The 26,449-nt window shown below is 57.9% G+C and carries 21 protein-coding genes and 1 pseudogene; 5 read left to right on the top strand and 17 right to left on the bottom strand.

What is annotated here, in order from left to right; genetic code table 11:
• Positions 1-14 precede the first annotated feature (14 nt).
• The 12 genes and pseudogenes from wzyE to trxA form a co-directional block, all read right to left on the bottom strand.
• Positions 15-1,358: an ECA oligosaccharide polymerase gene (wzyE, locus tag HFD92_RS17585; RefSeq protein WP_058958101.1), complete on the bottom strand. Its 1,344-nt coding sequence runs from the start codon at positions 1,356-1,358 to the stop codon at positions 15-17.
• Entirely contained in the window at positions 1,355-2,422 is a 1,068-nt protein-coding gene (locus tag HFD92_RS17580; protein WP_167429399.1) for a TDP-N-acetylfucosamine:lipid II N-acetylfucosaminyltransferase, read from the bottom strand. Before HFD92_RS17580 ends, wzyE begins: the two co-directional genes overlap by 4 nt.
• A complete protein-coding gene (gene wzxE, locus HFD92_RS17575; RefSeq protein ID WP_167429398.1) occupies positions 2,419-3,669 on the bottom strand; it encodes a lipid III flippase WzxE in 1,251 nt (416 codons plus the stop codon). The genes HFD92_RS17580 and wzxE overlap by 4 nt, the downstream gene beginning before the upstream one ends.
• Complete coding sequence (gene rffA, locus HFD92_RS17570) at positions 3,669-4,799, bottom strand: dTDP-4-amino-4,6-dideoxygalactose transaminase (RefSeq protein WP_009088429.1); 1,131 nt, start codon at positions 4,797-4,799, stop codon at positions 3,669-3,671. The genes wzxE and rffA overlap by 1 nt, the downstream gene beginning before the upstream one ends.
• On the bottom strand, positions 4,786-5,493 hold the full coding sequence (gene rffC, locus HFD92_RS17565; RefSeq protein WP_167429397.1) for a dTDP-4-amino-4,6-dideoxy-D-galactose acyltransferase: 708 nt from the start codon (positions 5,491-5,493) through the stop codon (positions 4,786-4,788). Before rffC ends, rffA begins: the two co-directional genes overlap by 14 nt.
• Positions 5,471-5,593: pseudogene (locus HFD92_RS17560) on the bottom strand (glucose-1-phosphate thymidylyltransferase 2 RmlA2); the annotation flags it as partial. The gene rffC and the pseudogene HFD92_RS17560, both read right to left, overlap by 23 nt.
• A 33-nt stretch (positions 5,594-5,626) precedes the next feature.
• On the bottom strand, positions 5,627-6,886 hold the full coding sequence (wecC, locus tag HFD92_RS17555; RefSeq protein ID WP_167429396.1) for a UDP-N-acetyl-D-mannosamine dehydrogenase: 1,260 nt from the start codon (positions 6,884-6,886) through the stop codon (positions 5,627-5,629).
• On the bottom strand, positions 6,883-8,013 hold the full coding sequence (gene wecB / locus HFD92_RS17550; protein ID WP_009088424.1) for a non-hydrolyzing UDP-N-acetylglucosamine 2-epimerase: 1,131 nt from the start codon (positions 8,011-8,013) through the stop codon (positions 6,883-6,885). The genes wecC and wecB overlap by 4 nt, the downstream gene beginning before the upstream one ends.
• Positions 8,014-8,023: 10 nt before the next feature.
• Positions 8,024-9,073 carry an ECA polysaccharide chain length modulation protein gene (gene wzzE / locus HFD92_RS17545; RefSeq protein WP_009088421.1) on the bottom strand — a complete coding sequence of 350 codons (1,050 nt, stop codon included), beginning with the start codon at positions 9,071-9,073 and terminating at the stop codon, positions 8,024-8,026.
• Positions 9,074-9,103: 30 nt separating this feature from the next.
• The gene (gene wecA / locus HFD92_RS17540; RefSeq protein ID WP_033736131.1) at positions 9,104-10,183 is read right to left on the bottom strand and encodes a UDP-N-acetylglucosamine--undecaprenyl-phosphate N-acetylglucosaminephosphotransferase; all 1,080 of its coding nucleotides are present in this window, start codon (positions 10,181-10,183) and stop codon (positions 9,104-9,106) included.
• Positions 10,184-10,463: 280 nt separating this feature from the next.
• The gene (gene rho / locus HFD92_RS17535) at positions 10,464-11,723 is read right to left on the bottom strand and encodes a transcription termination factor Rho (RefSeq protein WP_003851960.1); all 1,260 of its coding nucleotides are present in this window, start codon (positions 11,721-11,723) and stop codon (positions 10,464-10,466) included.
• A gap of 351 nt (positions 11,724-12,074) precedes the next feature.
• Positions 12,075-12,407, bottom strand: a complete 333-nt coding sequence (trxA, locus tag HFD92_RS17530; protein ID WP_003851963.1) for a thioredoxin TrxA — start codon at positions 12,405-12,407, stop codon at positions 12,075-12,077.
• Positions 12,408-12,524: 117 nt separating this feature from the next.
• Between trxA and rhlB the strand changes: the two genes are divergently transcribed.
• Entirely contained in the window at positions 12,525-13,817 is a 1,293-nt protein-coding gene (gene rhlB, locus HFD92_RS17525; protein WP_009088417.1) for an ATP-dependent RNA helicase RhlB, read from the top strand.
• A 6-nt stretch (positions 13,818-13,823) separates the two neighbouring features.
• Positions 13,824-15,308, top strand: coding sequence for a guanosine-5'-triphosphate,3'-diphosphate diphosphatase (gene gppA, locus HFD92_RS17520; protein WP_009088415.1), 1,485 nt, complete (start codon positions 13,824-13,826; stop codon positions 15,306-15,308).
• Between the two features lie 46 nt (positions 15,309-15,354).
• Here gppA and rep read toward each other — a convergent pair whose 3' ends face one another.
• On the bottom strand, positions 15,355-17,376 hold the full coding sequence (rep, locus tag HFD92_RS17515; RefSeq protein WP_058958107.1) for a DNA helicase Rep: 2,022 nt from the start codon (positions 17,374-17,376) through the stop codon (positions 15,355-15,357).
• 75 nt (positions 17,377-17,451) lie between these two features.
• Between rep and ppiC the strand changes: the two genes are divergently transcribed.
• A complete protein-coding gene (gene ppiC / locus HFD92_RS17510; RefSeq protein ID WP_009088412.1) occupies positions 17,452-17,733 on the top strand; it encodes a peptidylprolyl isomerase PpiC in 282 nt (93 codons plus the stop codon).
• On the opposite strand, the gene HFD92_RS17505 is transcribed toward ppiC, so the two are convergent.
• Positions 17,734-19,794, bottom strand: coding sequence for an AsmA family protein (locus HFD92_RS17505; RefSeq protein WP_167429395.1), 2,061 nt, complete (start codon positions 19,792-19,794; stop codon positions 17,734-17,736).
• Between the two features lie 63 nt (positions 19,795-19,857).
• Positions 19,858-20,631 carry a cyclic-guanylate-specific phosphodiesterase gene (pdeH, locus tag HFD92_RS17500; RefSeq protein WP_009088409.1) on the bottom strand — a complete coding sequence of 258 codons (774 nt, stop codon included), beginning with the start codon at positions 20,629-20,631 and terminating at the stop codon, positions 19,858-19,860.
• Between the two features lie 280 nt (positions 20,632-20,911).
• Between pdeH and HFD92_RS17495 the strand changes: the two genes are divergently transcribed.
• Positions 20,912-21,844, top strand: a complete 933-nt coding sequence (locus tag HFD92_RS17495) for a sugar kinase (RefSeq protein ID WP_167429394.1) — start codon at positions 20,912-20,914, stop codon at positions 21,842-21,844.
• On the opposite strand, the gene msbA is transcribed toward HFD92_RS17495, so the two are convergent.
• Positions 21,816-23,579, bottom strand: a complete 1,764-nt coding sequence (gene msbA, locus HFD92_RS17490) for a lipid A ABC transporter ATP-binding protein/permease MsbA (RefSeq protein WP_370525233.1) — start codon at positions 23,577-23,579, stop codon at positions 21,816-21,818. The two genes, HFD92_RS17495 and msbA, sit on opposite strands and share 29 nt — an antisense overlap.
• 489 nt (positions 23,580-24,068) lie before the next feature.
• Between msbA and HFD92_RS17485 the strand changes: the two genes are divergently transcribed.
• Positions 24,069-24,941, top strand: a complete 873-nt coding sequence (locus tag HFD92_RS17485; RefSeq protein ID WP_009088404.1) for an alpha/beta hydrolase — start codon at positions 24,069-24,071, stop codon at positions 24,939-24,941.
• 2 nt (positions 24,942-24,943) lie between these two features.
• On the opposite strand, the gene HFD92_RS17480 is transcribed toward HFD92_RS17485, so the two are convergent.
• The gene (locus HFD92_RS17480) at positions 24,944-26,437 is read right to left on the bottom strand and encodes a pitrilysin family protein (RefSeq protein WP_009088402.1); all 1,494 of its coding nucleotides are present in this window, start codon (positions 26,435-26,437) and stop codon (positions 24,944-24,946) included.
• Positions 26,438-26,449: the final 12 nt, after the last annotated feature.

Here is a 26,449-nt window from a genome sequence, read left to right as displayed (position 1 = left end):
ATCCCAGAGGTTAATCAGAGCGGGCTGTGTAGCACCCGTCCACTGCGGTCGCGAATTAAACCTGCGCGATCCAGTAACCAGAAAAGTAATTTAGCCAGGCCCAGACAGGCAGCAAAAATGATGCAGAAAAACACTACGCGTGAACCGAAGGCATCCAGCCCTTCGCGTGCCAGCACGATCATGTTAAAGACCGCACCAAAACAGAAGCTTTGCAGGATAGCACCGCTGTAGCGGTTGGCCTCACGGCAGCCACGCTGGTAGATCGCATCGAAGGCTTTAATAATCATCCCCACCGCCACGGCACCGATCGGAATCGCCCAGACGCCGCCCATGACCACCAGCGAGCCGATCAGCGTCGGGGAAATGGCCAGGCCCGAATGGTTATCCAGCACTTCCCAGGTGAAATAGTTCGCGCTGTTCAGCACGGTCAGCGGCCGATCCGGCCACAGCCAGGTGGGAATAAACACGTAGAAATCGCGCCACAGCGGTGCCAGCCCCTGAAACTCTATTCTGGCGTAGTTATCCAGCAGCAGGGCCAGATTCTCCCACGGCGAGAATGTATCCCGCGTCAGATAAAGGAAGGTGTAAAACGCTTCATCGCCCATAACGTCCAGGTTATAGCGGCGCAGCGCCAGCCAGAACATTCCCGCGATAGCCATCACCCCCGCCGTTGCCAACATCCACAGGGTGATCCAGCCGCGCGTGATACCGATAAACAGGAACAGAGCAAACGCAATAATGATATTGGCGCGAGTCCCGCCCACCAGCGCGTAGGTCAGCAGGCCAAAGGCCACCGTCACCACCAGAAACAGCAGCCAGTTGCGACGCGTCGGACGCAGAAAATAGGGGATCAGCATCGCCGGAATAAAGAAATAGAAGAAGCGCTTCAGCGCCACGCCCGACACTTCGCTGGAAAAGATCTGGTTATAGGCCGTCAGGCGGAACAGCAGAAAACCGTTGTGAATAAAGAACACCGTAACGGTGCCCAGCGCCACCAGCGCCAGAATCACACAGGTCAGGTGGGTTTCGACCCGGTTCATCTGCAGCCAGGGCTTTGCAGGCGGTGCATTGGCCGGTTTCAGCCGCACCTTATAACTGACGTAATAGATGGCATAAAACGCCGTGGCCGAGAGCAGCGCCTCCAGCAGGTTTTCCACCGGCACCACCTCAACATGAAACCGGAACACCAGCAGGGAGGTCAGCGGAAAGCCGAAGTAGAAGGTCAGTAAAAACAGCAGCGTGAAAAAGAGGTGGAAGTTAAAACGGACACGCTTAAACTCCCGCCAGGTCAGGGTCAGAATGAAACCCAGCGACAGCAGATAGACCACCAGCAGGCCGCCAAACTGCATAAGACTCATGACTTTTCCCCTTCGCTGAGCTGTAACGCTGCCCGCCAGCCCGCCAGATAACCGGGAGCGAAAAAGGCGATCGCCGCTTTATCACAGGTCATGAGCTCGCGACGCGCCTCGGCGATAACAGCAGGCGACAGCGTATCTTCGCTGAACAGGACCGGCAACTGCTGCTCTGCCACATCGCGCCAGAATGGATTTTTTCGGGTCAGCACAAACGGCACGTTCGCCTGAATCAGCAGGCAGAGTGTGCCTACCCCCTGCTGACGTTCAAACATAAAATAGCCGACGTGGCAGCGCGCCAGCAGGGCCAGATAGGCTTCAAACGCCATATTTTCGCGTATCAGGTTCACCTGCCCCTGCGGGAATAGCGTATCCGCTGCGGCCTGAATCTGGCTGATATAAGCCTCATTGCCCGGCGGATAACCCAGCGGCACCTCAATACGCACCTGCTCACCAAACTGCGCGTGAATCGCTTTTAAGCCTTCAATGTGGCGGTTACTCGGATCGCCCGAGTTGCCCAGCAGCAGCGTGAACGGTTCCGTCGGATCGGCCTGCACGGCGGCGGCAGGCATTCGGGTCGGGAAATAGAGCAGTGAACCCGGCACCCGGCGATGCCGCTGCTGAAAGTGGTGCAGGTCTCCACGGGTGGCAAAAACCTGTGCCACCCGTCCCTGAGCTAACCGGCGAATGTGATAAAACAGGCGAAACTTCAGGCTGCGTGAGTCTTCATAAAGATCGGCTCCCCAGACATGCCAGAACAGCTGTGAACGGCGCAGCTTACCGCTAAGGAGTGCCAGCCAGATCCACGGGTTAAACTGGCCGTGACAGAAAAAACGCTGCTGACGGTTTTTTGCCCGCTGCACTACCGCCTGCGCCAGCGCTTTCTTGCTGGCGAAGCACTCGATCTGTAACGCACTGAACGTTGCCAGACTCTCGGGCTGCCCGGTCACCACCATAAAATGGCGTGGCGAAGCCGCAGGCTGCTCAACGCTGAGAACGTCGTTAAAAAAGCGCAGCACCGTGAGGTTGTGGTGGGGAATATCCGATCCCAGAACGTGAATTAAACTCATTTTTTCCGACAGTAAACAATAAAAGCGCCACAACACAGGGCAAAGTAAGCCATGTAGGTCAGCATATAGGCCTGTGCGGCCCCCGTTGCGCCATGTAACGGGATCAGCCAGCGAGAGAACAGGGTCAGTAACAGAAACTGGCTGATCTCAGTCAGAACATAAAAGCGCAGCGAGGCTTTGGCGATAACCAGATATCCGAAAACATAGGCGCCAACTTTAAAAACATCGCCGCACAGTTGCCAGACAAAGAGATCGCGCATCCCGCGAAAGGCTTCGGAGAAGAGCAGGCTGATGGCGAAATCGCGCAGCACCCAGACAGCCAGGCTGGCGACGGCCACGGCAGGCAGCACAAAGCGCAGCGCCCGGCCAATCTCCCGCGCGACGTCGCGCTTGTTATCGAGCCGTGCCAGGGTCGGCAACAGCCAGACGCTGAAGGTGGCGGTAATAAACTGCAGATAGGCATCGGAAATGCTGGTCACGCCCTGCCACAGGCCGACCTGCGCCCAGCCCTGCTGCTCTGCCAGCAGGTTACGCATCAGCACCCAGGCCACCGGCAGGGTTACCGCCGTGATCAGCGCCATCAGGGTATATTTCGCCAGATTGCGCGCCAGCTCAGGATGCCATTGCGGACGCAGCCAGCTCAGCGGCAGCGGCGCGCGGCGTTTCAGCATCACCAGTGCCGGCAGCAGCAGCAGGGCCGGCACCAGCGCCAGGCCGGTCAGTGCGCCCTGATAGCCACCCAGCCACCAGCAGACCAGATAGCCCATGACCCCAATCAGGCTGCCAGCGATCAGCGCCAGCGCATTGCCGCGCGCGTCGCGATACCCCTTCAGCAGCGACAGCGTAAAGTTGGCCCAGGCGATGCCGAGCTGAAGGAAAGCGACCACGCGGATAACGCCCTGATAGCGGTCGTGACCAAACAGCGCCGTGCTGATCGGGGCCGCCGCCAGCAGAAACAGCAGCGCCAGCGCGCCGGAAAAGCCCAGCACCATGGCCGACGCCGTACCCACCAGCGCCCGCAGCTGGACGGGCTGCTGCTGATACTGCGCCACATACGTGGTGACACCATTGAAGATGCCCGCCCCGGCCAGTACACCCAGCACGGTAATCAGCTGACGAAAGTTCCCCGCCTGCCCCACACCTTCAGGACCGAAGCTGACCGCCAGCAGTTTCACCACCAGCAGACCAGACACAATTTTTACCAGCGTGGACGACGCGGTCCACACTGAGGCTCTGGCTAATGACATCAGGAAAAGAAGCTCAGCAGTGAGCTGATAACCGTGCTCTGATTATTATCCGACAGGTTATAAAACAGCGGCAGGCGCAGCAGGCGTTCGCTTTCCGCCGTGGTAAAGCGATCCTCCCCGACAAACTGCGAGAAACGCTCACCGGCGGGCGAACTGTGCAGCGGAATATAGTGGAACACCGTCAGTATCTCGGCTTCTTTCATCCAGTTAATCAGCGCCTGACGATCATCCTGATCGCGCAGCTTGATGTAAAACATATGCGCATTATGTTCGCAGCTGGCAGGGATCACGGGCAGGTCAATGCGTCCCTGTGCCGCCAGTGGCTGAAGCGCCTCATAATAACGCTGCCAGATACGTAAACGCTGCTGGTTAATGCGTTCAGCCGCTTCCAGCTGTGCCCAGAGGTAGGCCGCCTGCAGATCGGCCATCAGGAAGCTCGACCCCATATCGCGCCAGGTGTATTTATCGACCTGACCGCGGAAGAACTGGCTGCGGTTCGTGCCCTTTTCCCGCACGATTTCGGCGCGCTCGACCAGACTGGCGTCGTTAATCAGGGTTGCCCCCCCTTCGCCACCCGCCGTGTAGTTCTTGGTTTCATGAAAGCTAAAGCAGCCGATATGGCCGATGGTACCCAGCGCACGGCCTTTGTAGCGTGACATCACACCCTGCGCCGCATCTTCGATGACAAACAGCTTATGTTTTGCCGCCAGCGCCATGATGGTGTCCATTTCACAGGCGACGCCTGCGTAGTGCACCGGGACAATGGCACGGGTTTTTTCTGTGATGGCCGCTTCAATCAGGGTTTCATCAATATTCATGGTGTCCGGGCGGACATCGACAAAGACAATACGCGCGCCGCGCAGCACAAAGGCATTGGCGGTAGAGACAAAGGTGTAGCTCGGCATGATCACTTCATCGCCAGGCTGCAGATCGATAAGCAGCGCCGCCATCTCCAGCGAAGCGGTGCAGGAGGGGGTCAGCAGCACTTTTTTACTGCCGAAACGCTGCTCCATCCACTGCTGGCAGCGGCGGGTAAAGCCGCCGTCGCCGCACAGCTTGCCGCTGCTCATCGCCGACTGCATATACTCAATTTCTGTGCCCACCACGGGCGGCGCATTAAATGGAATCATGACCTTTCCTGTAAAACCAGTAGGCGGTGCTGTCGAGCCGGGCACCGCTGCGTAAATAGAGGCGCATCGCCGTAAGATTGCTGAGCTGAGTCGCCACCCGAAGCTGCGCGAGCTGCCTGACCCGCGCCCAGTCCGCCGCCGCCAGCATCAGTCGCTGACCCAGTCCCTGTCCCTGTGCGTCGGGCAGGACGCCGAGCAGGCCAATGCGGGCATCGCCCTCCACCGCACGCAGCGAAACAAAGCCCTGCACTCCACCCGCGGCATCGCAGGCGACCAGGCACTGATCGTCAAACGCCCCGCGCACCGCATTTTCAATCCACTGCGCATAAAAGCGACCGCTGGCGTCCGGCGCATACCAGGGCGCACGAAAGCGGCTCTGACTGAAGAGCTGCGACGCGGCGTCACGCAGAGAGGGGATCTGTGCCTCACGCGCAATGCGAATACCCGCCTGCCGTTCCGTCTGGTCAATCGCCAGCGTCAGATCGGCCTCGCCCTCCACCAGCTGGAACTGATGCTGCTGCAGCGTATCAATCAGCGCCGTTTCACCCGTAGCGACTTTCATCTGCATCAGTGCACAGGGATGGCGCAGCGCCTGCTCCAGTGGGGTGTCGCCTTGCAGCTCCAGCCGCACCGTCTCAACACCGAAGAATGCGCTCTCCCAGCTGAGGGGGTTAATATTGACGTGGACGGGCATGTAATAAATCCAGCAGGTATTGGCCGTAGCCGGTTTTCGTCAACGCGTCACCCGCGGCGCGCAGCTGCTCGTCACTCAGCCAGCCGTTACGCCAGGCAACCGCACATGTCAGTTATTTAAACGCTAAAACGCCTCATCGCCACACACCTTTGGTGTCGACAATCCATTGCTGCTGTACCTGAGCGGCATCGATGGCGCGGAAGGCGCGATGATCCACCAGCATCACCAGAATATCGGCCTGGGCCAGCGCCTGCTCGCCCGAAACCAGCTCAGCTTTACCTGCCAGCGCGTCAGCGATCTGCGCAATGTGAGGCTCAACCACCCAGGTTGTGCCGCGGTGCCACTCCGCAATCTTCTGCGCTACGCCCACCGCCGGGCTTTCGCGCAGATCGTCAATATTGGGTTTAAAAGCCAGGCCGAAGCAGGCGATGGTGATATCGCTGGCGCGCTTGCCGGTCTGGGTCAGGCACTCCGCCAGCGCGGTTTTTACCTGGTCCAGCACCCACTGCGGCTTGGCATCATTGACCTCACGCGCGGTGCGGATCAGGCGGGCTAATTCGGGATTCTGCGCCACGATGAACCAGGGATCGACGGCGATACAGTGTCCCCCGACGCCCGGCCCTGGCTGCAGAATGTTGACGCGCGGATGGCGATTCGCCAGCGCAATCAGCTCCCAGACGTTGATCCCCTGATCGGCGCAAATCAGCGACAGCTCATTGGCAAAGGCGATGTTCACATCGCGGAAGCTGTTCTCAGTCAGCTTGCACATCTCGGCGGTGCGGGCGTTGGTTTCCACACACTCGCCTTTCAGGAAAATGCGATACAGCTCGCTGGCGCGGGCGGAACAGGCGGGTGTCATGCCGCCGATGACCCTGTCATTATTGATCAGTTCGACCATCACCTGACCCGGCAGTACGCGCTCCGGGCAGTAGGCGACGAAGACATCGGGCGTCTCACCGTGCTGCGGAAAACGCAGATCGGGACGCGCCGCCGCCAGCCAGTCGGCCATCTGTTCCGTGCTGCCAACCGGCGACGTCGACTCCAGAATCACCAGGTCGCCCTTCTTCAGCACAGGAGCTATCGACTCTGCGGCGGCTTGCACAAAGCGCAGGTCGGGCTGATGGTCATCTTTGAACGGAGTCGGCACGGCAATAAGAAAGGCGTCCGCAGGCTCAGGCTGGGTGGTGGCACGCAGGTCGCCACGCGTGACGGCAGCATGTACCACCTGATCTAAATCGGGCTCCACGATGTGGATCGCGCCACGGTTGATGGTTTCTACGGCGCGCGCGTTGATATCCACGCCCACCACTTTTTTTCCCTTTGAGGCAAAAACGGCTGCCGTCGGCAGCCCAATGTATCCCAGTCCAATCACGGAGATGGTTTCAAAACTCATAATTCGGCTCGGTTATCTTTTAAGGCTTGTAAAATACGACCGCAGGCTTTGCCATCGCCATAAGGATTATGGGCATGACTCATCGCCTGCCAGGCCTCATCGTCGCTCAGCAGTTCGCTCACGCTGGCCACGATAGTGGCGACATCGGTTCCCACCAGTTTCACGGTGCCGGCATCGACCGCTTCCGGCCGCTCGGTGGTGTCGCGCATCACCAGCACCGGTTTACCCAGCGACGGCGCCTCTTCCTGGATACCGCCGGAGTCGGTGAGGATTAACCAGGCGCGGTTCATCAGCCAGACAAAAGGCAGATACTCTTGCGGTTCGATCAGAATGATATTTTCAATGCCGCTGAGTATCCGGTTAACCGGTTCGCTGACATTGGGATTGAGGTGCACCGGATAGACAATCTGCGCTTCCGGATGCTGGCGGGCAATCTGCGCCAGCGCGCTGCAGATCCGTTCAAACCCGCCGCCAAAGCTTTCACGACGATGACCGGTGACCAGCACCAGTTTCTTCTCCGGATCGAGAAACGGATAGCGCGCGGCCAGCTGCGCATTCAGATTGGTGTCATCCAGCACCCGATCACGTACCCACAGCAGCGCGTCAATAACCGTATTGCCGGTCACGATAATGCGTGAGTCGGCGAGATTTTCCTGCAGCAGATTCTGTCGCGAGCGCGAGGTCGGGGTGAAATGCAGGCGGGCGAGATGGCCGGTCAGCTTACGGTTGCCCTCTTCCGGCCACGGCGACGCGAGATCGCCGGTGCGCAGCCCGGCTTCCACATGGCCAACCGGAATCTGATGATAAAAGGCGGCCAGACTCGCCGCCAGCGTGGTGGTCGTGTCGCCGTGCACCAGCACGATGTCGGGCCGGAAGTCGAGCAGAACGGTTTTCATGCCCTCCAGGATGCGACAGGTGATCTCCGTCAGCCCCTGCTCAGGCCGCATGATGTTGAGATCGTAGTCCGGCTGCAGCCTGAACAGACGCAGCACCTGATCGAGCATTTCGCGATGCTGGGCGGTGACGCACAGCCGTGATTCAAACGCGGGATCCTGCGCCAGCGCCTGAACCAGCGGGGCCATTTTTATCGCTTCGGGGCGAGTACCAAATACGGTCAGAACTTTCACACTGTTTCTCTCAATCATGCGTGTCTGACATCAGACGCGGACGACGTGCCAGCGCCACGCCCGCGCCGGTTAATGCCCCAACGGCACCCCACATAATCATCATGAACAGACGTCGCGGGCTGTCACGTGATACCGGCTCTTCCGGCGTACGCAGATAACGGTAGGTCTGGAACTGGCTGTTCAGTCTGGGGCCGGTCTGCAGCGTGGCCAGCATAGCTCTGTTTTGATCATAGCTGATATCGAAGCTGGGACCGGTGGCACGCAGGGTTTCAAGCTGTCCCTGCAGCACGGGCTGGCCCAGCAGGAAGAGATCGCTGTCCGCCAGATTTTCACCCGCTTCGCGCGTCTGTTTCTCATTGATACCCTGCTGACTGGCGATCTTCAGCGCCTGCTCCAGACGGTGCTGCTGGCGCTGGAATACGGCGTTCGCCACATCTTCCTGACGTTTTACCTGCGCCTGCAACTGATCGGTGCGCGCCTGCCAGGCCCCTTTTAACTCATCATTCAGATGACGTGCGGCACGCTCGCTGGCGTAGGCAATATACTGACGCAGCAGGTTGTTGGCGTCGCCTGCGGTTTCCGCTTTGAGTCTGACGTTGTCCGGCAGGTTATGTGCCGCGTCCGCCGGGGTGAAGAGAATGTTGCCGATCATGTCGTCAAGCAGCGCGGCATCGTTGTGCGCGTTGCCGGTTTTACGACTCTTGTAGTAGTCGGTTTGCTGCCAGAACTCGCGACGCGTATCCCACGAGGCGAGCTGCATGATGAACTCCTGATAGACCTCATCCATCACCGTTGGCGAGGGCGCCGCCAGGGTTAACGCGTTATTCCGCACATCCAGGTTGGTCAGAAACTGCTGCTGTGCATAGTAGGAGCCCAGCATATTCACCGTCGGACGATCGGTGATCGCCGTGGTGCTCCAGACCTGTTTCAGCAGCAGCGTCGCCAGCCAGGCGACCAGGGCAAACAGCAGGGCCAGCCCCACAATCCAGCGCTTGCCACGCCATAACCGGCAGCCTAAGCCGCGAAGATCCAGTTCGTTGTCCACAACGTCAGAAGGCATGGCAGAGATATCCTTTAATCAGCATCGGGTTCATTTATTTTTTGCTTCGCGATGATGGCTCAGACGGCGCTTGATGCGACGGATACGCCGCGCCACGCGCCATGCATGTTTCAGGCAGTAGCCATAAACCATGAACGCGCCCAGGAAAAGCAGCAGCATCACCCACTCAGGGATAAACGCCAGATACTCACCCAGCACCCCGATACCGGCGAGAATCGCGGCCGCGACGGTAATCAGCACAAAGGCCTGACGCGAGCTGAAGCCGGCGCGCATAATCAGATGGTGGATGTGCTGACGGTCAGCCGAGAACGGGCTCATGCCTTTGCGCAGACGGCGATACATGATCGCCACCATATCCATCAGGGGAATGGCGATGAGCCAGAGGGCGGTCACCGGCGTGATGGGGTGACTCAGACCCTGCGTGGTTTCCAGCAGAATCCAGATGATGGTGAAGCCGATCATGGTGCTGCCGGCGTCACCCATAAAGACTTTAAAGCGGCGGCCAAGAAAGCCCAGGTTGAGCAGAATATAGGGCAGCGTGGCGGCGATCATCGCAAAGCACCACATCGCCAGGCTGGTCTGGCCGTCGAAATAGAGGATGATGCCCATAGCGGCAAAGGTCACTGAGGAGAGGCCGCCCAGCAGACCGTCGATGCCATCCACCATATTAAAGGCGTTAATCGCGGCCCAGACGGCGAACAGCGTCAGCACATAGCCAAAGGGCCCCACGATCAGCTCGAACGGACCGACGATAAAGCCCAGACTCAGCAGATAGAGTTTTGCCCCCACCATCATGACGACAGCGACCAGCGCCTGCACCACCGCGCGGATTTTAACGCTGATATCAAAGCGATCGTCGAGCGCCCCGACCAGCACCAGCACACCGGCACAGCCCAGATAGAGCAGCGCGTGTGGCAGATAGTAGTTGGTAATCGCGAACGTGAAGCAGATCCCTGCGAACACGGAAATGCCGCCCACCAACGGAATCGCGCCATGATGGCGTTTACGTGAGTTAGGCTTATCAACTAAACCAATTTTTTTAGCTGCTTTTCGAGCAAAAAAGAGGAAAGCCAGTGAAAAGAGAAAAATTAAACCAAGCTCAGTACTCATAGTGAGTAAATTCACGTTAAACGCTCTCAGCTAACATCCCGCACAACAATACGCGAAAAAGCGCGTTTATCGCTGTGTCGGATTCCGAATTCTGCATCAAGAGACAGACGAACGGTCAAAAATTCGCCATCGCTACCACAGTCATTATAAATGCTCCTGCCAGTGTTCAATCCTATAGCTCACAAATGAAAAACGCCACGTCGGGACGTGGCGTAAGGGCGATTTTCTGCAAATCTGGATTAAAAAAGCCGAATCAGTGGTCCGGCCTGGCCGTATCAGATTATGAACGCTTCATCATGTCGAAGAATTCATCGTTGGTTTTCGTCATCGCCAGTTTGTTGATGAGGAACTCCATTGCGTCGATTTCGCCCATCGGGTGAATAATCTTACGCAGGATCCACATCTTCTGCAGCTCTTCCTGAGAGGTAAGCAGCTCTTCTTTACGTGTACCGGAGCGGTTGTAGTCAATCGCCGGGAAGACACGTTTTTCAGCGATTTTACGGGCGAGATGCAGTTCCATGTTACCGGTACCCTTGAACTCTTCGTAAATCACTTCGTCCATCTTCGAACCGGTATCAACCAGCGCGGTGGCGATGATGGTCAGGCTGCCGCCCTCTTCCACGTTACGTGCAGCACCAAAGAAACGCTTTGGACGATGCAGGGCGTTGGCATCCACACCACCGGTCAGGACTTTACCTGACGCCGGCACCACGGTGTTATAAGCACGCGCCAGACGGGTGATGGAGTCGAGCAGGATGATGACATCTTTCTTGTGCTCAACCAGGCGCTTGGCTTTCTCGATGACCATTTCCGCAACCTGAACGTGGCGTGACGCCGGCTCATCGAAGGTTGAGGCAATGACTTCACCTTTGACCAGACGCTGCATCTCGGTCACTTCTTCCGGACGCTCATCGATCAGCAGGACCATCAGCACGCAGTCCGGGTAGTTATACGCCAAACTCTGCGCGATGTTCTGCAGCAGCATGGTTTTACCGGCTTTTGGCGGTGCAACGATCAGACCACGCTGACCACGACCGATCGGTGACGCCAGGTCCAGAACGCGGGCCGTTAAATCTTCCGTTGAACCATTACCCCGTTCCATACGCAGACGCTTGTTGGCGTGCAGCGGCGTGAGGTTTTCGAACAGAATCTTATTACGCGCGTTTTCCGGCTTGTCGTAGTTAACTTCGTTAACTTTCAGCAGCGCAAAATAGCGTTCACCTTCTTTCGGTGGACGGATTTTGCCAGAGATGGTGTCACCAGTGCGGAGGTTGAAGCGGCGGATTTGGCTGGGGGAAACGTAGATATCATCAGGGCCGGCGAGGTAGGAGCTGTCTCCGGAACGGAGGAATCCAAATCCATCCTGAAGAATCTCCAGCACGCCATCACCGAAGATGTCTTCGCCGCTCTTCGCGTGCTGCTTCAGGATTGAAAAGATAATGTCCTGCTTGCGCATGCGAGCCTGATTTTCCAGCCCCATATTTTCGCCGAGAGTAATCAGCTCAGCAACCGGCGTATTCTTTAATTCGGTAAGATTCATAGTGATGGGTTCTTAAACTCGGGGTAATACTCGGAATGTTTGTCGTGAATGGTATGGCAACTAATCCATGCCGTTAATGGCTCTTTTCGGCTCTTCCCGACGATCATCGAATGGAATGGCGATCGGTATGCAGGGAGATGTCCGAATGTAATGCCAGAGTTGGAGCTAACCGTAAGATTGCTGAACCGTTCTATCTTTATAAGGTACAGGGCGAATGGGTTCAACAAGGGAAAACTTTAGATGCTAACTACAAGGTAAGTTCGTAATGCAGTGTGAGTAAATTAGCACGCCTGAAAGCGAACGTCCAGCAGCAGGAGATAAATTCACCACTGCCAGACATTCAGTCCTGCATTACGCCAGGTTGGCGTTCAGGAACTCTTTCAGCTGGCCTTTAGACAGCGCGCCCACTTTGGTCGCGGCGACTTCGCCATTTTTGAACAGCAGCAGCGTCGGGATACCACGAATGCCATACTTCGGTGCCGTGCCTGGGTTATCGTCAATATTCAGCTTAGCGATGGTCAGCTTGCCATCATACTCTTCTGCAACTTCATCAAGGATTGGCGCGATCATTTTGCAAGGACCACACCATTCAGCCCAGAAATCTACCAGTGTAACGCCGTCGGCTTTCAGCACGTCGGTGTCGAAACTGTCATCAGTCAGATGAACGATTTTATCGCTGCTCATGTTTTACTCCACAAGATTATGCCTGGCGAATTGGCGTAATATATACCAATGTTGGTTGACTTTATTTCATCGGATACGCTTTCGTAAAGCGATAGTAAGCTGATATTCTACCACACTATGAGCAAAACACACTTAACTGAACAGAAGTTTTCCGACTTCGCCCTGCACCCTAAAGTGGTTGAAGCCCTTGATAGTAAAGGCTTTCAATACTGCACGCCGATTCAGGCGTTAGCTCTGCCTTTTACGCTTTCAGGGCGTGATGTTGCAGGCCAGGCGCAAACCGGTACCGGCAAAACGATGGCGTTTCTGACGTCAACGTTTCATCATCTTCTCTCTTATCCTGCGGCGGAAGGTCGTCAGGTTAATCAGCCACGGGCACTTATTCTTGCGCCAACGCGTGAACTTGCTGTGCAGATTCATGCAGATGCCGAACCCCTTACCGCCTCAACCGGCCTGAAACTGGGTCTCGCCTATGGCGGAGACGGTTATGATAAACAGCTGAAAGTGCTGGAGCAGGGCGTAGATATTCTGGTGGCCACCACCGGTCGCCTGATCGACTACGCGAAGCAGAATCACGTTAACCTCGGTGCCATCCAGGTCATGGTGCTGGACGAAGCCGATCGCATGTTCGATCTCGGCTTTATTAAAGATATTCGCTGGCTGTTCCGCCGTATGCCGCCTGCCACGCAGCGCCTGAGCATGCTCTTCTCAGCAACGCTCTCTTATCGCGTTCGTGAACTGGCGTTCGAGCACATGAACAGCGCGGAATATGTTGAAGTGGAACCGGAACAGAAAACCGGCCATCGCATCCAGGAAGAGCTTTTCTATCCGTCTAACGAAGAGAAAATGCGCCTGCTGCAGACCCTGCTGGAAGAAGAGTGGCCGGATCGCGCCATTGTCTTCGCAAACACCAAGCACCGCTGTGAAGATATCTGGGGCCACCTGGCCGCTGATGGTCACCGCGTTGGCCTGCTGACCGGCGATGTGGCACAGAAGAAGCGCCTGCGCATTCTTGATGATTTCACCAAAGGGGACGTGGATATTCTGGTCGCGACTGACGTTGCTGCCCGTGGTCTGCACATCCCGGCGGTCACCCACGTCTTTAACTACGATCTGCCTGATGACTGTGAAGATTACGTTCACCGCATTGGCCGTACCGGTCGTGCAGGTGCCAGCGGACACTCTATCAGCCTGGCCTGTGAAGAGTACGCGCTGAATCTGCCATCGATTGAAGAGTACATTGGCCACAGCATTCCGGTCAGTAAGTACAGCAGCGAAGCCCTGTTAACCGATTTACCGCCGCCTAAGCGTCTGCAGCGCAGCCGTTCCGGCAATGGCCCACGCCGTGGAGGCAATAACGCTAATCGTCGCGGTGCGCCACGCAACAACAACCGTAAACGTTCAGGTTAGGCCACCATGCTCAGCGCGTCGTCACTTTATGCAGCGATTGATTTAGGGTCTAACAGCTTTCATATGTTGGTGGTGCGCGAGGTCTCTGGCAGTATTCAGACCGTGGCAAAAATTAAGCGCAAGGTTCGCCTTGCCGCCGGTCTGGATGCCAGTAATCAGTTGTCAGCCGAAGCCATGGCGCGTGGCTGGCAATGCCTCCGGCTCTTCTCTGAGCAACTGCAGGATATTCCCCCCGATCAGATTCGCGTGGTGGCGACCGCCACGCTGCGTCTGGCCGCGAATGCGCAGACCTTCCTCGATACCGCCCAGCAGATTCTTGGCTGCACCATCAACGTCATCAGCGGTGAAGAAGAGGCGCGCCTGATTTATCAGGGCGTGGCTCACACCACGGGCGGCTCCGACCAGCGTCTGGTGGTGGATATCGGTGGCGGCAGTACCGAGCTGGCAACCGGCGATGGTTCGCACGCGTCGGTGTTGTTCAGTCTGTCGATGGGCTGTGTCACCTGGCTGGAGCGCTTCTTCAGCGATCGTCATCTGGCAAAAGAGAATTTTGACCAGGCGGAGCAGGCTGCCCGCGAGATGATCCAGCCTGTCGCCGCGCAGCTGCGTCAGCAGGGCTGGCAGGCCTGTGTCGGTGCGTCCGGCACGGTGCAGGCGCTGCAGGAGATTATGGTGGCGCAGGGCATGGATGAGCGCATCACGCTGAGCAAGCTGCAGCAGCTTAAACAGCGCGCAATCCAGTGCGGCAAACTGGAAGAGCTTGAAATCGAAGGGCTGACACTGGAACGGGCGCTGGTGTTTCCCAGCGGTCTGTCGATCCTGATCGCCATTTTCCAGACGCTCAGTATCGATAGCATGACCCTGGCGGGCGGCGCGCTGCGTGAAGGGCTGGTCTACGGCATGCTGCATCTGCCCGTTGACCGCGATATCCGCACCCGCACACTTCACAACGTCCAGCGCCGGTTCAGCATTGATGTTGAACAGGCGGATCGTGTGCGTCAGCTGGCGGAGAGCTTCTTCCGTCAGGTTTCCACCTCGTGGAAGCTGGATCAGCGCTGTCGTGAGCTGCTGCTCAGCGCCTGTGCGATCCACGAAATCGGCCTCAGCGTCGACTTCCGGCATGCGCCACAGCATGCGGCTTACCTGGTGCGTCATCTGGACCTGCCTGGCTTCACCCCGGCGCAGAAGAAGCTGCTGGCCTGCCTGCTGCAAAACCAGAGCGGCAGCATCGATCTGGCGCTGCTGACCCAGCAAAACGCCCTGCCGCCGCGTCTGGCGGAACGGATGTGCCGTCTGCTGCGGCTGGCGATTATTTTCTCAACCCGCCGCCGCGATGACACCCTGCCAGCGGTGCGACTCCAGGCGGACGATGATGCCCTGCATCTGACCCTGCCCGCTGGCTGGCTGGAAGCGCATCCGCTGCGCAGCGAGCTGCTGGAGCAGGAGAGCCACTATCAGTCCTATGTCCACTGGTTGTTAACCCTGTCGTAATACCTGCGTCTGAGGCGAATCGCCTTCGCCTCTCCGCCCGACGCGCTTACCCTTTTCTGGCTTTATCCAGCATCGCCCGCAGACCGGCAACCCGGCTCTGCCCGGTTTTCATCCGCTCCTCGGCACTGACCACTTTGCGCTCCGTCTCCCACTGCAGATCGTCCTGCGGCAGCTCCAGCAGAAAACGGCTCGGCTCCGGTCGCACCAGCTCACCATATTGCCGCCGTTCACGGCAGAGGGTAAAGGTCAGCTCTTTCTGTGCCCGCGTGATGCCGACGTAGGCCAGACGACGCTCCTCTTCGATATTGTTCTCATCAATGCTGCTCTGGTGCGGCAACAGCCCCTCCTCCATGCCCACCAGGAACACATAGGGGAACTCCAGCCCTTTGGAGGCGTGCAGCGTCATCAGCTGCACCTGATCCAGCTCTTCATCACTTTCACCGCGCTCCATCATGTCGCGCAGGGTAAAGCGCGTGACCACCTGGGCCAGCGTCATCGGCTCGTCGATATCGCTGCCCTCCAGCATTTCGGTCATCCACTGAAACAGCGTGTTGACGTTCTTCATCCGCATTTCTGCGGCTTTCGGACTGCCGGAGGTTTCGAACAGCCAGCTTTCGTAATCGATGCCGCGAATCAGATCGCGGACGGCGTTGACCGGCTCGCGTTCGGTCAGTTGGATGATCTCATTCAGCCAGTGAGTAAAGCGCTGCAGATGCTCCAGGCCACGTCCGTTGAGCGTCTGACCCAGCCCGACATCAAAACTGGCATGAAACAGGCTCTTGCTGCGCAGATTCGCCCATTCACCGAGCTTCTGCAGCGTCGCCGGACCAATCTCGCGACGCGGAGTGTTGACGATGCGCAGGAACGCGCTGTCATCCTCAGGGTTAGTCAGCACGCGCAGATAGGCGAGCAGATCTTTAATCTCCGGCCGTGAGAAGAACGAGGTGCCGCCAGAGATGCGATAGGGAATGCGGTTCTGCATCAGAAACTTTTCAAAGGTGCGTGACTGATGGTTACCCCGGTAGAGGATCGCGTAATCTTTGTACTGCGTTTTGTTGATAAAGTGATGCGCAATCAGTTCGCCGGTGACCCGCTCCGCTTCATGCTCTTCGCTGTTGGCGGTCACCACTTTGAGTTCGCTGCCCTGCCCCAGTTCGGAGAAGAGCCGCTTTTCAAAGACGTGCGGATTGTTGGCAATCAGGATGTTCGCCGCTTTCAGAATGCGCTGCGAGGAGCGGTAGTTCTGCTCCAGCTTCACCACCTCCAGCGCCGGAAAGTCCTGACTCAACAGCACCAGATTCTGAGGCCGCGCGCCGCGCCAGGAGTAGATCGACTGGTCATCATCACCCACCACCGTGAAGCGCGCCCGCGCGCCAACCAGCAGTTTAACCAGCTCATACTGGCTGGTGTTGGTATCCTGGTACTCATCCACCAGCAGATAGCGGATACGCTGCTGCCAGCGTTCGCGCACCTCCTGATTACGCTGCAGCAGCAGCGTCGGCAGCAGGATTAAATCGTCAAAATCGAGGACGTTGCACGATTTGAGATGCTGACTGTAGAGGCCATAGCAGTGGGCAAAAATATTCTCCTGCTGTGAACGCGCCTGCGCGGCCGCGCCCTGCGGATCGATCAGGTCATTTTTCCAGTTTGAGATGGTGGAGATGAGCTGCTGCAACAGCGTCTTATCCTCCTCCAGCCACTCTCTGGTCAGCTCTTTCAGCAGGGCGAGCTGATCCTGATCGTCGAACAGCGAGAAGTTAGACTTCATGCCCAGCGCCGCCGTTTCACGCTTGATGATCTCCAGGCCCAGCGTGTGGAAGGTGGAGATCAGCAGCCCGCGCGCCTCTTTGCGACCCAGCGTCTGCGCCACACGCTCTTTCATTTCGCGCGAGGCTTTATTGGTGAAGGTCACCGCAGCGATGTGTCGCGCCTGATAGCCGCACTCACGAATCAGATGGGCGATTTTATTGGTAATTACGCGGGTTTTGCCCGATCCCGCGCCCGCCAGTACCAGACAGGGACCGGTAACAAATTCGACGGCACGTTGTTGGCTGGGGTTTAAACGCATAGAAGAAATCGCCTGATTGAATCAAAAGAAAGGGGTTTATACTGGGCGGCAATTATACACAACCGAGATACCAACATGGCGAAAACCGCGGCGGCTTTACACATCCTGGTCAAAGAGGAAGCGCTGGCAAAAGAGATTCTGGCGAAACTGGCGAAGGGCGGCAATTTCCAGCAGCTGGCGAAGAAGCATTCGACCTGTCCTTCCGGCCGTAAGGGGGGCGATCTGGGCGAGTTCCGGCAGGGGCAGATGGTACCGGCCTTTGATAAAGCGGTCTTTACCTGCCCGCTGCTGACGCCTTACGGGCCGGTAAAGACCGGCTTTGGTTATCACATTATCAAAGTGCTCTACCGCAACTAGTTACTTCTTCTGCTTCATCTGCTGCAGAACGTTGCTGCACTGGTTGTCTTCGTTGTCGCTGGGGGAGATCAGTGCCAGCAGCGCCGCTGCCGGTCCCACGACCGCACCCAGCGCCACGGCAGCGGCCCCACGGGCCAGCAGTGGCCCCGCTTTCACGCCCGCATCCGGATTCTTAAAGGTGCCGCGCACGTAGAGCGGGGAGCGCAGCGTGACGATGCGCACACCTTTACTCTCCGGATTGATCGACAGGTCCAGTCGCTCACTGGCGAAGTTGGCGTTTCCTGACACATTGATAATCGCGTTCTCGGTATCAAACACAAACAGGTTCGGCGTCGCCAGACCATTCTGCAGTCTGATATCGGTGGCCGCGCAGTTGATGCGCACCTGATCGTCGCCAAAGAGTTTGCCGACCACGTAGTTACCCACGTTGAGTCCGGCGATCTCCATCAGATTGCGGCTGATCAGCCCGTCATTCATCAGCAGCTTCAGCTGACCGTTGCTGGTCGCCAGCAGGTCGGCGACCGAGTTGCCGGTGCCGGTAAAGCTGGCATCACCGTTGAGCTGACCCAGGCTGTTCTTCATCGCCTGCACATCCGGGAACAGCTGACGCAAACGCAGCTTGCGTGCATGCAGGTCAACCCGGCCACGCATTGGTGAGCGATCGCCCTCCAGCCGGATAGTGCTGTTGAGATTGCCGCCCGCGATACCAAAGCGCAGCGGATCCAGCAGCAGATCGCCGTTTTTGAGCTGTAAGTGGGTATAGAGATCGCTCAGCGGCAGTGAGTTGCTGTGTTCGATACGTTTGCCGCTGAACTTCACGTCGGCATCCATGACATCCCAGCTTTTGGTTTCAAACCTGTCGTGCGGCAGTACACGGTCAGCAGGCTGATTCGATTTCTCACCGCGCCGGGCTTTGGCCTGGGCGGTCTTCTCACTCCCTTTGCCGGAGTTCACACCAATCAGCGGCCCCAGATCGGCCATGCGCAGTTGCTCAGAGGTGAGTTCCCCGGTGAGGGTGGGACGCGGTTTGCCCTGGGTGTAGATCAGCGAGCCATGAATGTCGCTGTCGCCGATATGACCATTAAATTTCTCATAGCGGTAGACCGCGCCCTTTTCGCCGCTGAATTTCGCGATCAGATGGCCGTCCGTTTCATAAGGCGGAGTATCAGGCAGCAGAACGCCGGTCAGGCCATAGAGGTTCGCCAGCGTATCGCCGGAGAAGCGCAGACGCACATTCAGTCCGCCCAGGTTCATCGGGTCCTGCACGCCCCCGGTTACCTGAACCCGCGTGGTGCCGTTTCGCACATCGGCCTGCACCGGGAAAGGGGTGTTCTGGCTGCGCAGCGAGAGCATGCCGCCAATCCTGCCTTCACCGCTGAGCTTTTCATTGTTGTAGGTGCCACTGGCCTGCCAGCCAAAGACGAAGTCTCCCGCGCCCTTCTGCTGGTCGTCACCGCCGGCAATCTGCCCATAGGGCACCGGTTTGCCCAGCGGATTCACCTGTACCGTGACATCGGCGCGGTTAACCGCATCGCGATAGCGGATTTGCCCCTGATCAAACAGGATATTATCCAGCCGGAAGGACCAGGCCGAAGGCGCGCTGTCCTTGTCATCCTTGTCACTACCGGCGAGATCGAACGTCCAGTTATTCTTTTTATCCGCCGTCTGAATCAGGCGCGCATCGGGTCGCTGCAGCTTAATCCACGGGATGAAAAGCTCTTTGTGCAGCAGCGACAGCGGTGCCAGCGTCGCGTCGGCTCGTTGCAGATGGACCATGGTGACATCAGGAATGCCGGGCGGGTTACCCAGCATGATATCTTCGGCGTGTATCTGCGGCCACGGCACCCAGCGCCGCCAGCCCGACTCGTCGCGATGGCGCACCCAGTCGATCCCCAGATCCCCGCGGATGGCAAAAGGACGATTGAGTTCGGTTGAGACTTTCTGATTGATGGTGGGCTTCAGACGGTTCCAGTCAAATGTCGCGATCACCACAATAATCACCACAATCAACAACACCAGAATGCCTGCAACCCAACTGACGATTTTCCCGGTACGCGACATGTCGCTTTCTCCTTGCTCTTTCACGGCCTGCGTTAAAGATAGTCGAGACGGCGGGCAACGGCATCAGGGAAGCTGGAGAGTCAGATGATTCAGTTCAGAAAACGGGACAGGCCGCGAAAAGTAGTAGCCCTGAGCCGCGATGGCCGGGGAATGCCTGACCTGCTGCCACTGCTCTTCCGTTTCCACGCCCTCGACAATCACGCCGTTGCAGTAGCGATTGATGAGCGCCAGCAGCATCGAAAAGAGGCTGCGCCCTTCATCAGAACTGCCCAGCAGAATAAACAGGTCGCGCGACAGCTTGATGTAGTCATATTTCAGTTCGGTCAGCGCGGAGAAATTGGCCATGCCAGAACCAAAATCATCCAGCCACAGCGGGCCCAGTTCCGGGATCTTAGCGACTCTCTCCGCCTGTGGCAGCGCATGATGCTCTGTCAGCTCAAAGCGGATCCAGGGCAGGCGAGCGATCAGGCGACGAATGGCGGGCCGGTGCTGAATAGAGAGCAGCGAGGGGCCATCGATGTTGACCGACGCGACCACACCGTTGCGCTCGAAGAAGGCGGACCACTGCGTCAGCAGTTCCAGCTGCTCATAGATCACATTGAGGCGCTGGGCGATATCGAGCCCGGCAAACCAGGCCTCGGGTGACAGATTCCGTTCCGGCTGGGCAGGATGAGAAACGGCGGTCAGCAGTTCAATGGCGAGTAACCGACCGGTTACCCGATAGATAGGCTGGAACCGATAGCGCCGCTGGCACTGTTGCCAGAAGAGCGGGGTTTCCGTTTGATAATCAGGGTCAATCGAAGACGGCAGCCATTGACTAATACTCTCCATCACCATGGTATTTTCCTGGTTGATAATATGTCCCCAAAACGGGTGACGCAGCTGCGATTATCGTGAGTGTCTGTGGTAAAGAGATGAACGACCCGGCCACAAAAAGGGAAAGTCTATCAGCTGCGTCGCCCGCATAATCGGTAAAAAAAGCCGAAATTAGCGCCTCTTATCCGCCAGATTAGCCCTCTCCTGCACCTTAAGCTAAATCAAAACAGCGTTTTAAAAGCGTTGACGACTGCCATACCAGACGCGAGACTGAGCACTCTTTCACTACGGGTTGCAAACCATGACGCAGAAGAAAATTGCCATTATCGGCGAATGCATGATTGAGCTGTCGGAAAAGGGTGAGAACATCAAACGGGGTTTTGGCGGCGATACGCTGAACACGGCGGTTTATCTCGCCCGCCAGGTGGATGAGCAGCAGTTACGGGTCGATTACGTCACGGCGCTGGGAACGGATTCGTTCAGCGATCAGATGATAACCGCCTGGCAGCAGGAGAAGGTCAACACCGGCCTGATTCAGCGTCTCGATAATAAAATGCCAGGCCTGTATGTGATTGAAACCGATGCGGAGGGCGAGCGCACCTTCTGGTACTGGCGCAGCGACGCCGCGGCCCGCTACTGGCTCGACAGCCTGCAGTCAGAGGCGATCGCCGACCAGCTGGCGCACTATGACTATCTTTACCTCAGCGGCATCAGTCTGGCGATTCTGCCCGCTGCCAGCCGGGAAAAACTGATGCAGCTTCTGGCCCGCTGCCGGGCAGAGGGCGGCAGGGTGATTTTCGATAATAACTATCGCCCGCGTTTATGGGCCGATCGGGCCAGTGCGCAGAGCGCGTATCGCGCCATGCTCAGCTGTACCGATATCGCCTTTCTCACCCTGGATGATGAACATCTGCTGTGGGGCGAGCAGCCGCTGGAGGAGGTTATCGCGCGAACCCGCGAAGCAGGCGCCAGCGAAATTGTGATTAAACGGGGTGCGGAGGCCTGCCTGGTCGCCATAGGTGATGCGCCGCTGATTGAGGTGCCTGCGGTCCGGCTGGCGAAGGAGAAGGTGGTGGATACGACGGCCGCGGGCGATTCGTTCAGCGCCGGATATCTGGCGCGCCGCCTGACCGGCGCATCGGCTGAAGCCGCCGCACAGCGCGGGCATCTGATCGCCAGCACGGTGATTCAGCATCGTGGCGCGATTATTCCGGCAGAGGCGATGCCTGACTGAACTGCATCTGATAAAGCCGGGCATAAGCGCCATTCTGCTGCAGTAACTGCTGATGCGAGCCGCGCTCAACGATCCGGCCCTCTTCGATAAGCAGGATCTCATCGGCTTTCTCAATGGTTGAGAGCCGGTGCGCAATAATCAGCGTGGTGCGGTTCTGCTGCAGCGTCTCCAGCGCAGACTGAATCGCCCGTTCTGAGCCGGTATCGAGGGCCGAGGTCGCTTCGTCGAGGATCAGAACGGGACTGTCGCGCAGCAGGGCGCGGGCAATGGCAATGCGCTGGCGCTGTCCACCCGACAGCAGCACCCCATTCTCCCCAATCATCGTATCCAGCCCGTTCTCCATTTTATTGATGAACTCCATGGCATGAGCCATCTGCGCCGCCTGTTCGACCGCGGCGCGGCTGAAGAGATCACGACGGGCATAGGCGATATTGTTGGCAATGGTGTCATTGAACAGATGAACATGCTGAGAGACCAGCGCCATCTGCTCGCGCAGCGAGGCCAGGGTGTAGTCACGCAGATCGTGCCCATCCAGCAAAATTTCGCCGCTGTCGATATCGTAAAAACGCGTGAGCAGGCTGGCGAGGGTCGATTTACCTGAGCCGGAACGGCCTACCAGGGCGACCGTTTTCCCGGCCGGGATATCAATATTGATTGCGTTCAGGGCGGGCGTTTCCGAACCGGGATAGGTGAAGCTGACGTTGCGGAACGCGATATGACCGGCGGCGCGTCCGATAACGCGGGTGCCCTCATCTTTTTCCTGCTCAGTATCCAGAATCGCAAACAGTGTCTGGCAGGCAGCCATGCCACGCTGGAACTGCGCATTGACGCTGGTCAGGGACTTTAACGGACGCATCAGCATCAGCATGGCGGAAAAGACCGCGCTGAGGGTGCCCGCCGTCAGCGTCGTCATTACCGACGGAAAACTGGCCGCATAGAGCACAAAAGCCAGTGCGAAAGAGGCGATCAGCTGGATAAGCGGATCGGACAACGCGGTGGCCGACACCATTTTCATCCCCTGGCGACGCATCCTGTTGCTGACCTGCCCAAACCGCTCTGTCTCCACCCGCTGACCGCCGAACATCAGCACCTCTTTATGCCCTTTCAGCATCTGCTCAGCATGGGAGGTGACCTGCCCCATGGTGTCCTGCATGTTCCTGCTGATACGGCGAAAGCGCCGGGAGACGATGCGGATCGCCAGCGACACCACGGGCGCCAGCACCAGCAGGATCAGGGAAAGCTGCCAGCTGTAGTAAAACATCATGACAAACAGGCCAAGGATAGAGGCACCTTCACGCACCACCGTGACCAGCGAGCCGGAAGAGGCGGAGGCGACCTGCTCGCAATCGTAGCTGATGCGGGAGAGCAGCGTGCCGGTTGATTGCTGATCAAAGAACGCCACCGGCATCCCCATCATATGGCTGAAGAGACGACGGCGCAGGCTCATCACCACTTTACCGGAGACCCAGGAGATACAGTAACCGGAGATATAGCCGCTGACGCCGCGGATCAGGATCAGCCCGATAATCACCAGCGGCATCCACAGCAGCATCCCCGTATGCCGCCTGCCCATCACATCGTCCAGCAGGCTTTTCAGCAATGTCAGCATAAACGGGTCTATGGCGGCGTTGACGATGAGGGCTATCCCGGCGACCACCAGGCCCAGCCTGAAGGGTGAAATGGTGGGCCACAGTCGCGTAAACGTCTGTCTGGCAGAGAGTGTGGGTTCAGACATGGCATGCATCTTACCGTTGTGTAGAAACGGATGATGATATGTTAAACCGTATCAACCAACCGGAAACTGCCCTGTCGCCAGGAATCATAAACAGTCTCAAATGAGACTGGTACTTCTCCCCTGCCTCCAGGCCCGGATCTGGCGGGGATAAAATCATTATCGCCTCTTAAGCGCCCGCAGTGTGATATCCGGTAAATTGCGGCTAGTAAAGCGGGCCATGCCACTCATTTCCCTTACGCTGAAAAATTGTGGTTAATCGCACAGGCGACCCGGCCATCCCCTTCAACCAGACTTATAATTTATTGAATAAAATTAGCCAGTTATAACCACCTGAGCGCCACCAGGCATAGTCCGAATCTGCCCGATTCGGCCCTTTTCGGATGGACGTTCGCCGTAAAAAAGACCATCTTTTAATCAACAACAGCAGGACGCTGTGCTCTCCGGCCGTGAACAAAACAACTAAAATATTCTCCGCATCAGGACCTATTTATGCACACAGAAATCATTAATATCTGGCCACACGGTGATGCGCCAGGTGCCAGCGATTCGCGGGCACAGCCGCAGATCGTCGATATGGCAAAAGAGTATGAGCCTTACGATCGCGCTGCCACCGGCGTACGTTGCCCGGAGATGGCGATCTGGCATCCGGTCGAATCCAACGGGATCACCCTGCTGGTCGCGCCAGGCGGAGGTTATCAGCGTGTGATGATCGACCGTGAAGGCAGCGCCCTGGCGACCTTCTTCACCTCAATGGGCTATACCCTGGCGGTCATGACCTACCGCCTGCCCTATGATGGTCATCATGAAGGCCCCGATGCGCCGCTGGCCGATGCACAGCGCGCCGTGCGTGTGCTGCGTGAACGGGCGCAGCGTGGCCTGAATGGAAAGTACATTGTGATGATGGGCTTTTCGGCGGGTGGCCACGTCGCGGCCAGTCTGGGCACACGCTTCGCGGAAAAACTCTATCCGGTGCAGGATGGCGCAGAAAACTTCTCACCTCGCCCGGATGCGATGATCCTGGTCTATCCGCTGATCAGCATGCGTGATGGCATTGCCCATGAAGGCGCCCGAACCCGCCTGCTGGGTGCCTGGCCCGATCAGAAAACGATTGAGGCCTACTCCCTGGAAACCCGGGTTCACCCGCTGGTGCCGCCAACGCTGTTGATCCACGCCGCCGACGACGAAGCCGTCTCGGTGAATCACAGCATGGCGTTTTTCAGTGCGTTGCGGGAGCATAAGGTCCCGGCAGAGGTGCATTTCTATCAGAAAGGCGGGCACGGATTCGGTATCCGCGGTGTGGCAGATTTGCCCCTCGCCAGCTGGCCGATGTTAGTGACCGAGTGGCTCAGGGCAAAGACCTGATCTTAAGCCGCAGGCGGCACGTCTTTGACGTTGCTGTCCGGCGGCGTGGCTTCATTGCTGGCCGCCGGTGCCGCTGACGGTGCCATCACTTTATCCCAGCTGTTTTGCAGGCTTTTCACGTTGGTTTCCGCTTCGCCTTCCGGCTGGATCAGAACCATCATCAGTTCCTGGGTCAGCTGCTGGCGCAGCTCCTGGTTTAACTGCTCGCGGGTCAGACCCGCCAGGAAGGCCTGCCGCAGCTTCTGATACTGCTCAGGCGCAATATCGACCACGGCGTTCTGCTGGGAGCGCAGCCGCTGACTCATCAGCACATCGGTGTCGGTGCGGGCATAAGTGGTGAACAGCTTATTCAGCTCCAGCAGCTTCTGCGCCATCAGCGCATCAAACTCCTCCTGCGGTAAGCCTTTATCGCGCACATTAGCCAGCTCGCGAGCCACCAGATTCATATTCTGCGCCAGACTGTCGTTGCGTCCATCAAGATTGATCGAGCACTGCGCACGCTGATAGAGCACGCGGCAGTCAAATCCCACCTGTATGCCCTGCGCTTTGCTGTCACTGAGCGCGCGCTGAACGTGCCAGAACAGCGCTTCACGGGCCAGATCGCCCTGCCAGTAACGCTGCAGATTCTGCGAGTCACGAATCGGCTGCCACGGCGTATCCCACACCAGTGAGAGGCGATCCTGCGTCATGTTGCTGCTGACCAGATTCACCGGCTCGTGCGGCAGCGGGGAGAGGGTGGGCAGTGGCGCAGGTGTTTCGCGTTTGCCGGTCAGTGCCGAGAAGGTTTTGTTGATCTGCTCAGAGAGGTTGCGGCTGTCGACATTGCCGACCACGTAGAGCGTCATCGCATCCGGGGTGTACCACTGATGATAAAAGTCGTTGAGCTGGGTTAAATCAACCGGGGCGCGTGGCTGCGCCGCAGGATCGTGCGCCAGCAGCGCCGAGCCTTTCAGGCGGTAGCGCCACCAGACATCCTGCGTATCTTTCGGCCAGGTGGCGACCGGATCGGAGGCCGTCAGCGCGGTGCTCACCACCTGTTCGGTAATCGCCATATTGCCCGCCGTGGCCGCCAGCCAGTTCAGCGCTTCTTTCAGCAGCTCAGGGCGGTTGTTCGGCAGGCTCAGATTATATTGGGTGGAATCATAAGAGGCGATGACGGGCGGCAGGGGGCGCTGAGGATCCATCGCCTGCTGCCATAGCGCGCGCTGCTGCTGGGTGTCGAGCGCGGTGTTGTGCACCATGGCCAGACGCGACAGCAGATGGCTGAAGCCGGTCTGTTGCGCACTCTCCACCAGTGAGCCGGTGTTGACCACCAGCCGCAGTTCGATGCGGTCACTGGGGCGTTGCGGTGTGGCCAGTAACTGCCAGTTAAATCCGTTATCCAGCTTGCCTTCCTGCCAGGCCGGATCCGGTTGCAGCGTTTCTGCCTGGAGACCATAGCTGCTTGCTGCCAGCACTAATCCACCAACCAAAAGCCGAATTCTGGTGCCCTGCATGTGAACCCCTAC

The sequence above is a fragment of the Pantoea sp. EKM101V genome (assembly GCF_011800325.1).
Classification (GTDB): Bacteria; Pseudomonadota; Gammaproteobacteria; order Enterobacterales; family Enterobacteriaceae; genus Pantoea; species Pantoea anthophila.
The sequence above is the reverse complement of the archived record's forward strand: the minus strand, read 5'-3'. Positions and strand labels throughout refer to the sequence as shown.

Excerpts from the sequence above, each read along its gene's own strand:
- wzyE (WP_058958101.1), bottom strand. The coding sequence starts at position 1,358 with ATGAGTCTTATGCAGTTTGGCGGCCTGCTGGTGGTCTATCTGCTGTCG.
- HFD92_RS17580 (WP_167429399.1), bottom strand. The coding sequence starts at position 2,422 with ATGAGTTTAATTCACGTTCTGGGATCGGATATTCCCCACCACAACCTC.
- wzxE (WP_167429398.1), bottom strand. The coding sequence starts at position 3,669 with ATGTCATTAGCCAGAGCCTCAGTGTGGACCGCGTCGTCCACGCTGGTA.
- rffA (WP_009088429.1), bottom strand. The coding sequence starts at position 4,799 with ATGATTCCATTTAATGCGCCGCCCGTGGTGGGCACAGAAATTGAGTAT.
- rffC (WP_167429397.1), bottom strand. The coding sequence starts at position 5,493 with ATGCCCGTCCACGTCAATATTAACCCCCTCAGCTGGGAGAGCGCATTC.
- wecC (WP_167429396.1), bottom strand. The coding sequence starts at position 6,886 with ATGAGTTTTGAAACCATCTCCGTGATTGGACTGGGATACATTGGGCTG.
- wzzE (WP_009088421.1), bottom strand. The coding sequence starts at position 9,073 with ATGCCTTCTGACGTTGTGGACAACGAACTGGATCTTCGCGGCTTAGGC.
- wecA (WP_033736131.1), bottom strand. The coding sequence starts at position 10,183 with ATGAGTACTGAGCTTGGTTTAATTTTTCTCTTTTCACTGGCTTTCCTC.
- rho (WP_003851960.1), bottom strand. The coding sequence starts at position 11,723 with ATGAATCTTACCGAATTAAAGAATACGCCGGTTGCTGAGCTGATTACT.
- trxA (WP_003851963.1), bottom strand. The coding sequence starts at position 12,407 with ATGAGCAGCGATAAAATCGTTCATCTGACTGATGACAGTTTCGACACC.
- rhlB (WP_009088417.1), top strand. The coding sequence starts at position 12,525 with ATGAGCAAAACACACTTAACTGAACAGAAGTTTTCCGACTTCGCCCTG.
- gppA (WP_009088415.1), top strand. The coding sequence starts at position 13,824 with ATGCTCAGCGCGTCGTCACTTTATGCAGCGATTGATTTAGGGTCTAAC.
- rep (WP_058958107.1), bottom strand. The coding sequence starts at position 17,376 with ATGCGTTTAAACCCCAGCCAACAACGTGCCGTCGAATTTGTTACCGGT.
- ppiC (WP_009088412.1), top strand. The coding sequence starts at position 17,452 with ATGGCGAAAACCGCGGCGGCTTTACACATCCTGGTCAAAGAGGAAGCG.
- HFD92_RS17505 (WP_167429395.1), bottom strand. The coding sequence starts at position 19,794 with ATGTCGCGTACCGGGAAAATCGTCAGTTGGGTTGCAGGCATTCTGGTG.
- pdeH (WP_009088409.1), bottom strand. The coding sequence starts at position 20,631 with ATGGTGATGGAGAGTATTAGTCAATGGCTGCCGTCTTCGATTGACCCT.
- HFD92_RS17495 (WP_167429394.1), top strand. The coding sequence starts at position 20,912 with ATGACGCAGAAGAAAATTGCCATTATCGGCGAATGCATGATTGAGCTG.
- msbA (WP_370525233.1), bottom strand. The coding sequence starts at position 23,579 with ATGTCTGAACCCACACTCTCTGCCAGACAGACGTTTACGCGACTGTGG.
- HFD92_RS17485 (WP_009088404.1), top strand. The coding sequence starts at position 24,069 with ATGCACACAGAAATCATTAATATCTGGCCACACGGTGATGCGCCAGGT.
- HFD92_RS17480 (WP_009088402.1), bottom strand. The coding sequence starts at position 26,437 with ATGCAGGGCACCAGAATTCGGCTTTTGGTTGGTGGATTAGTGCTGGCA.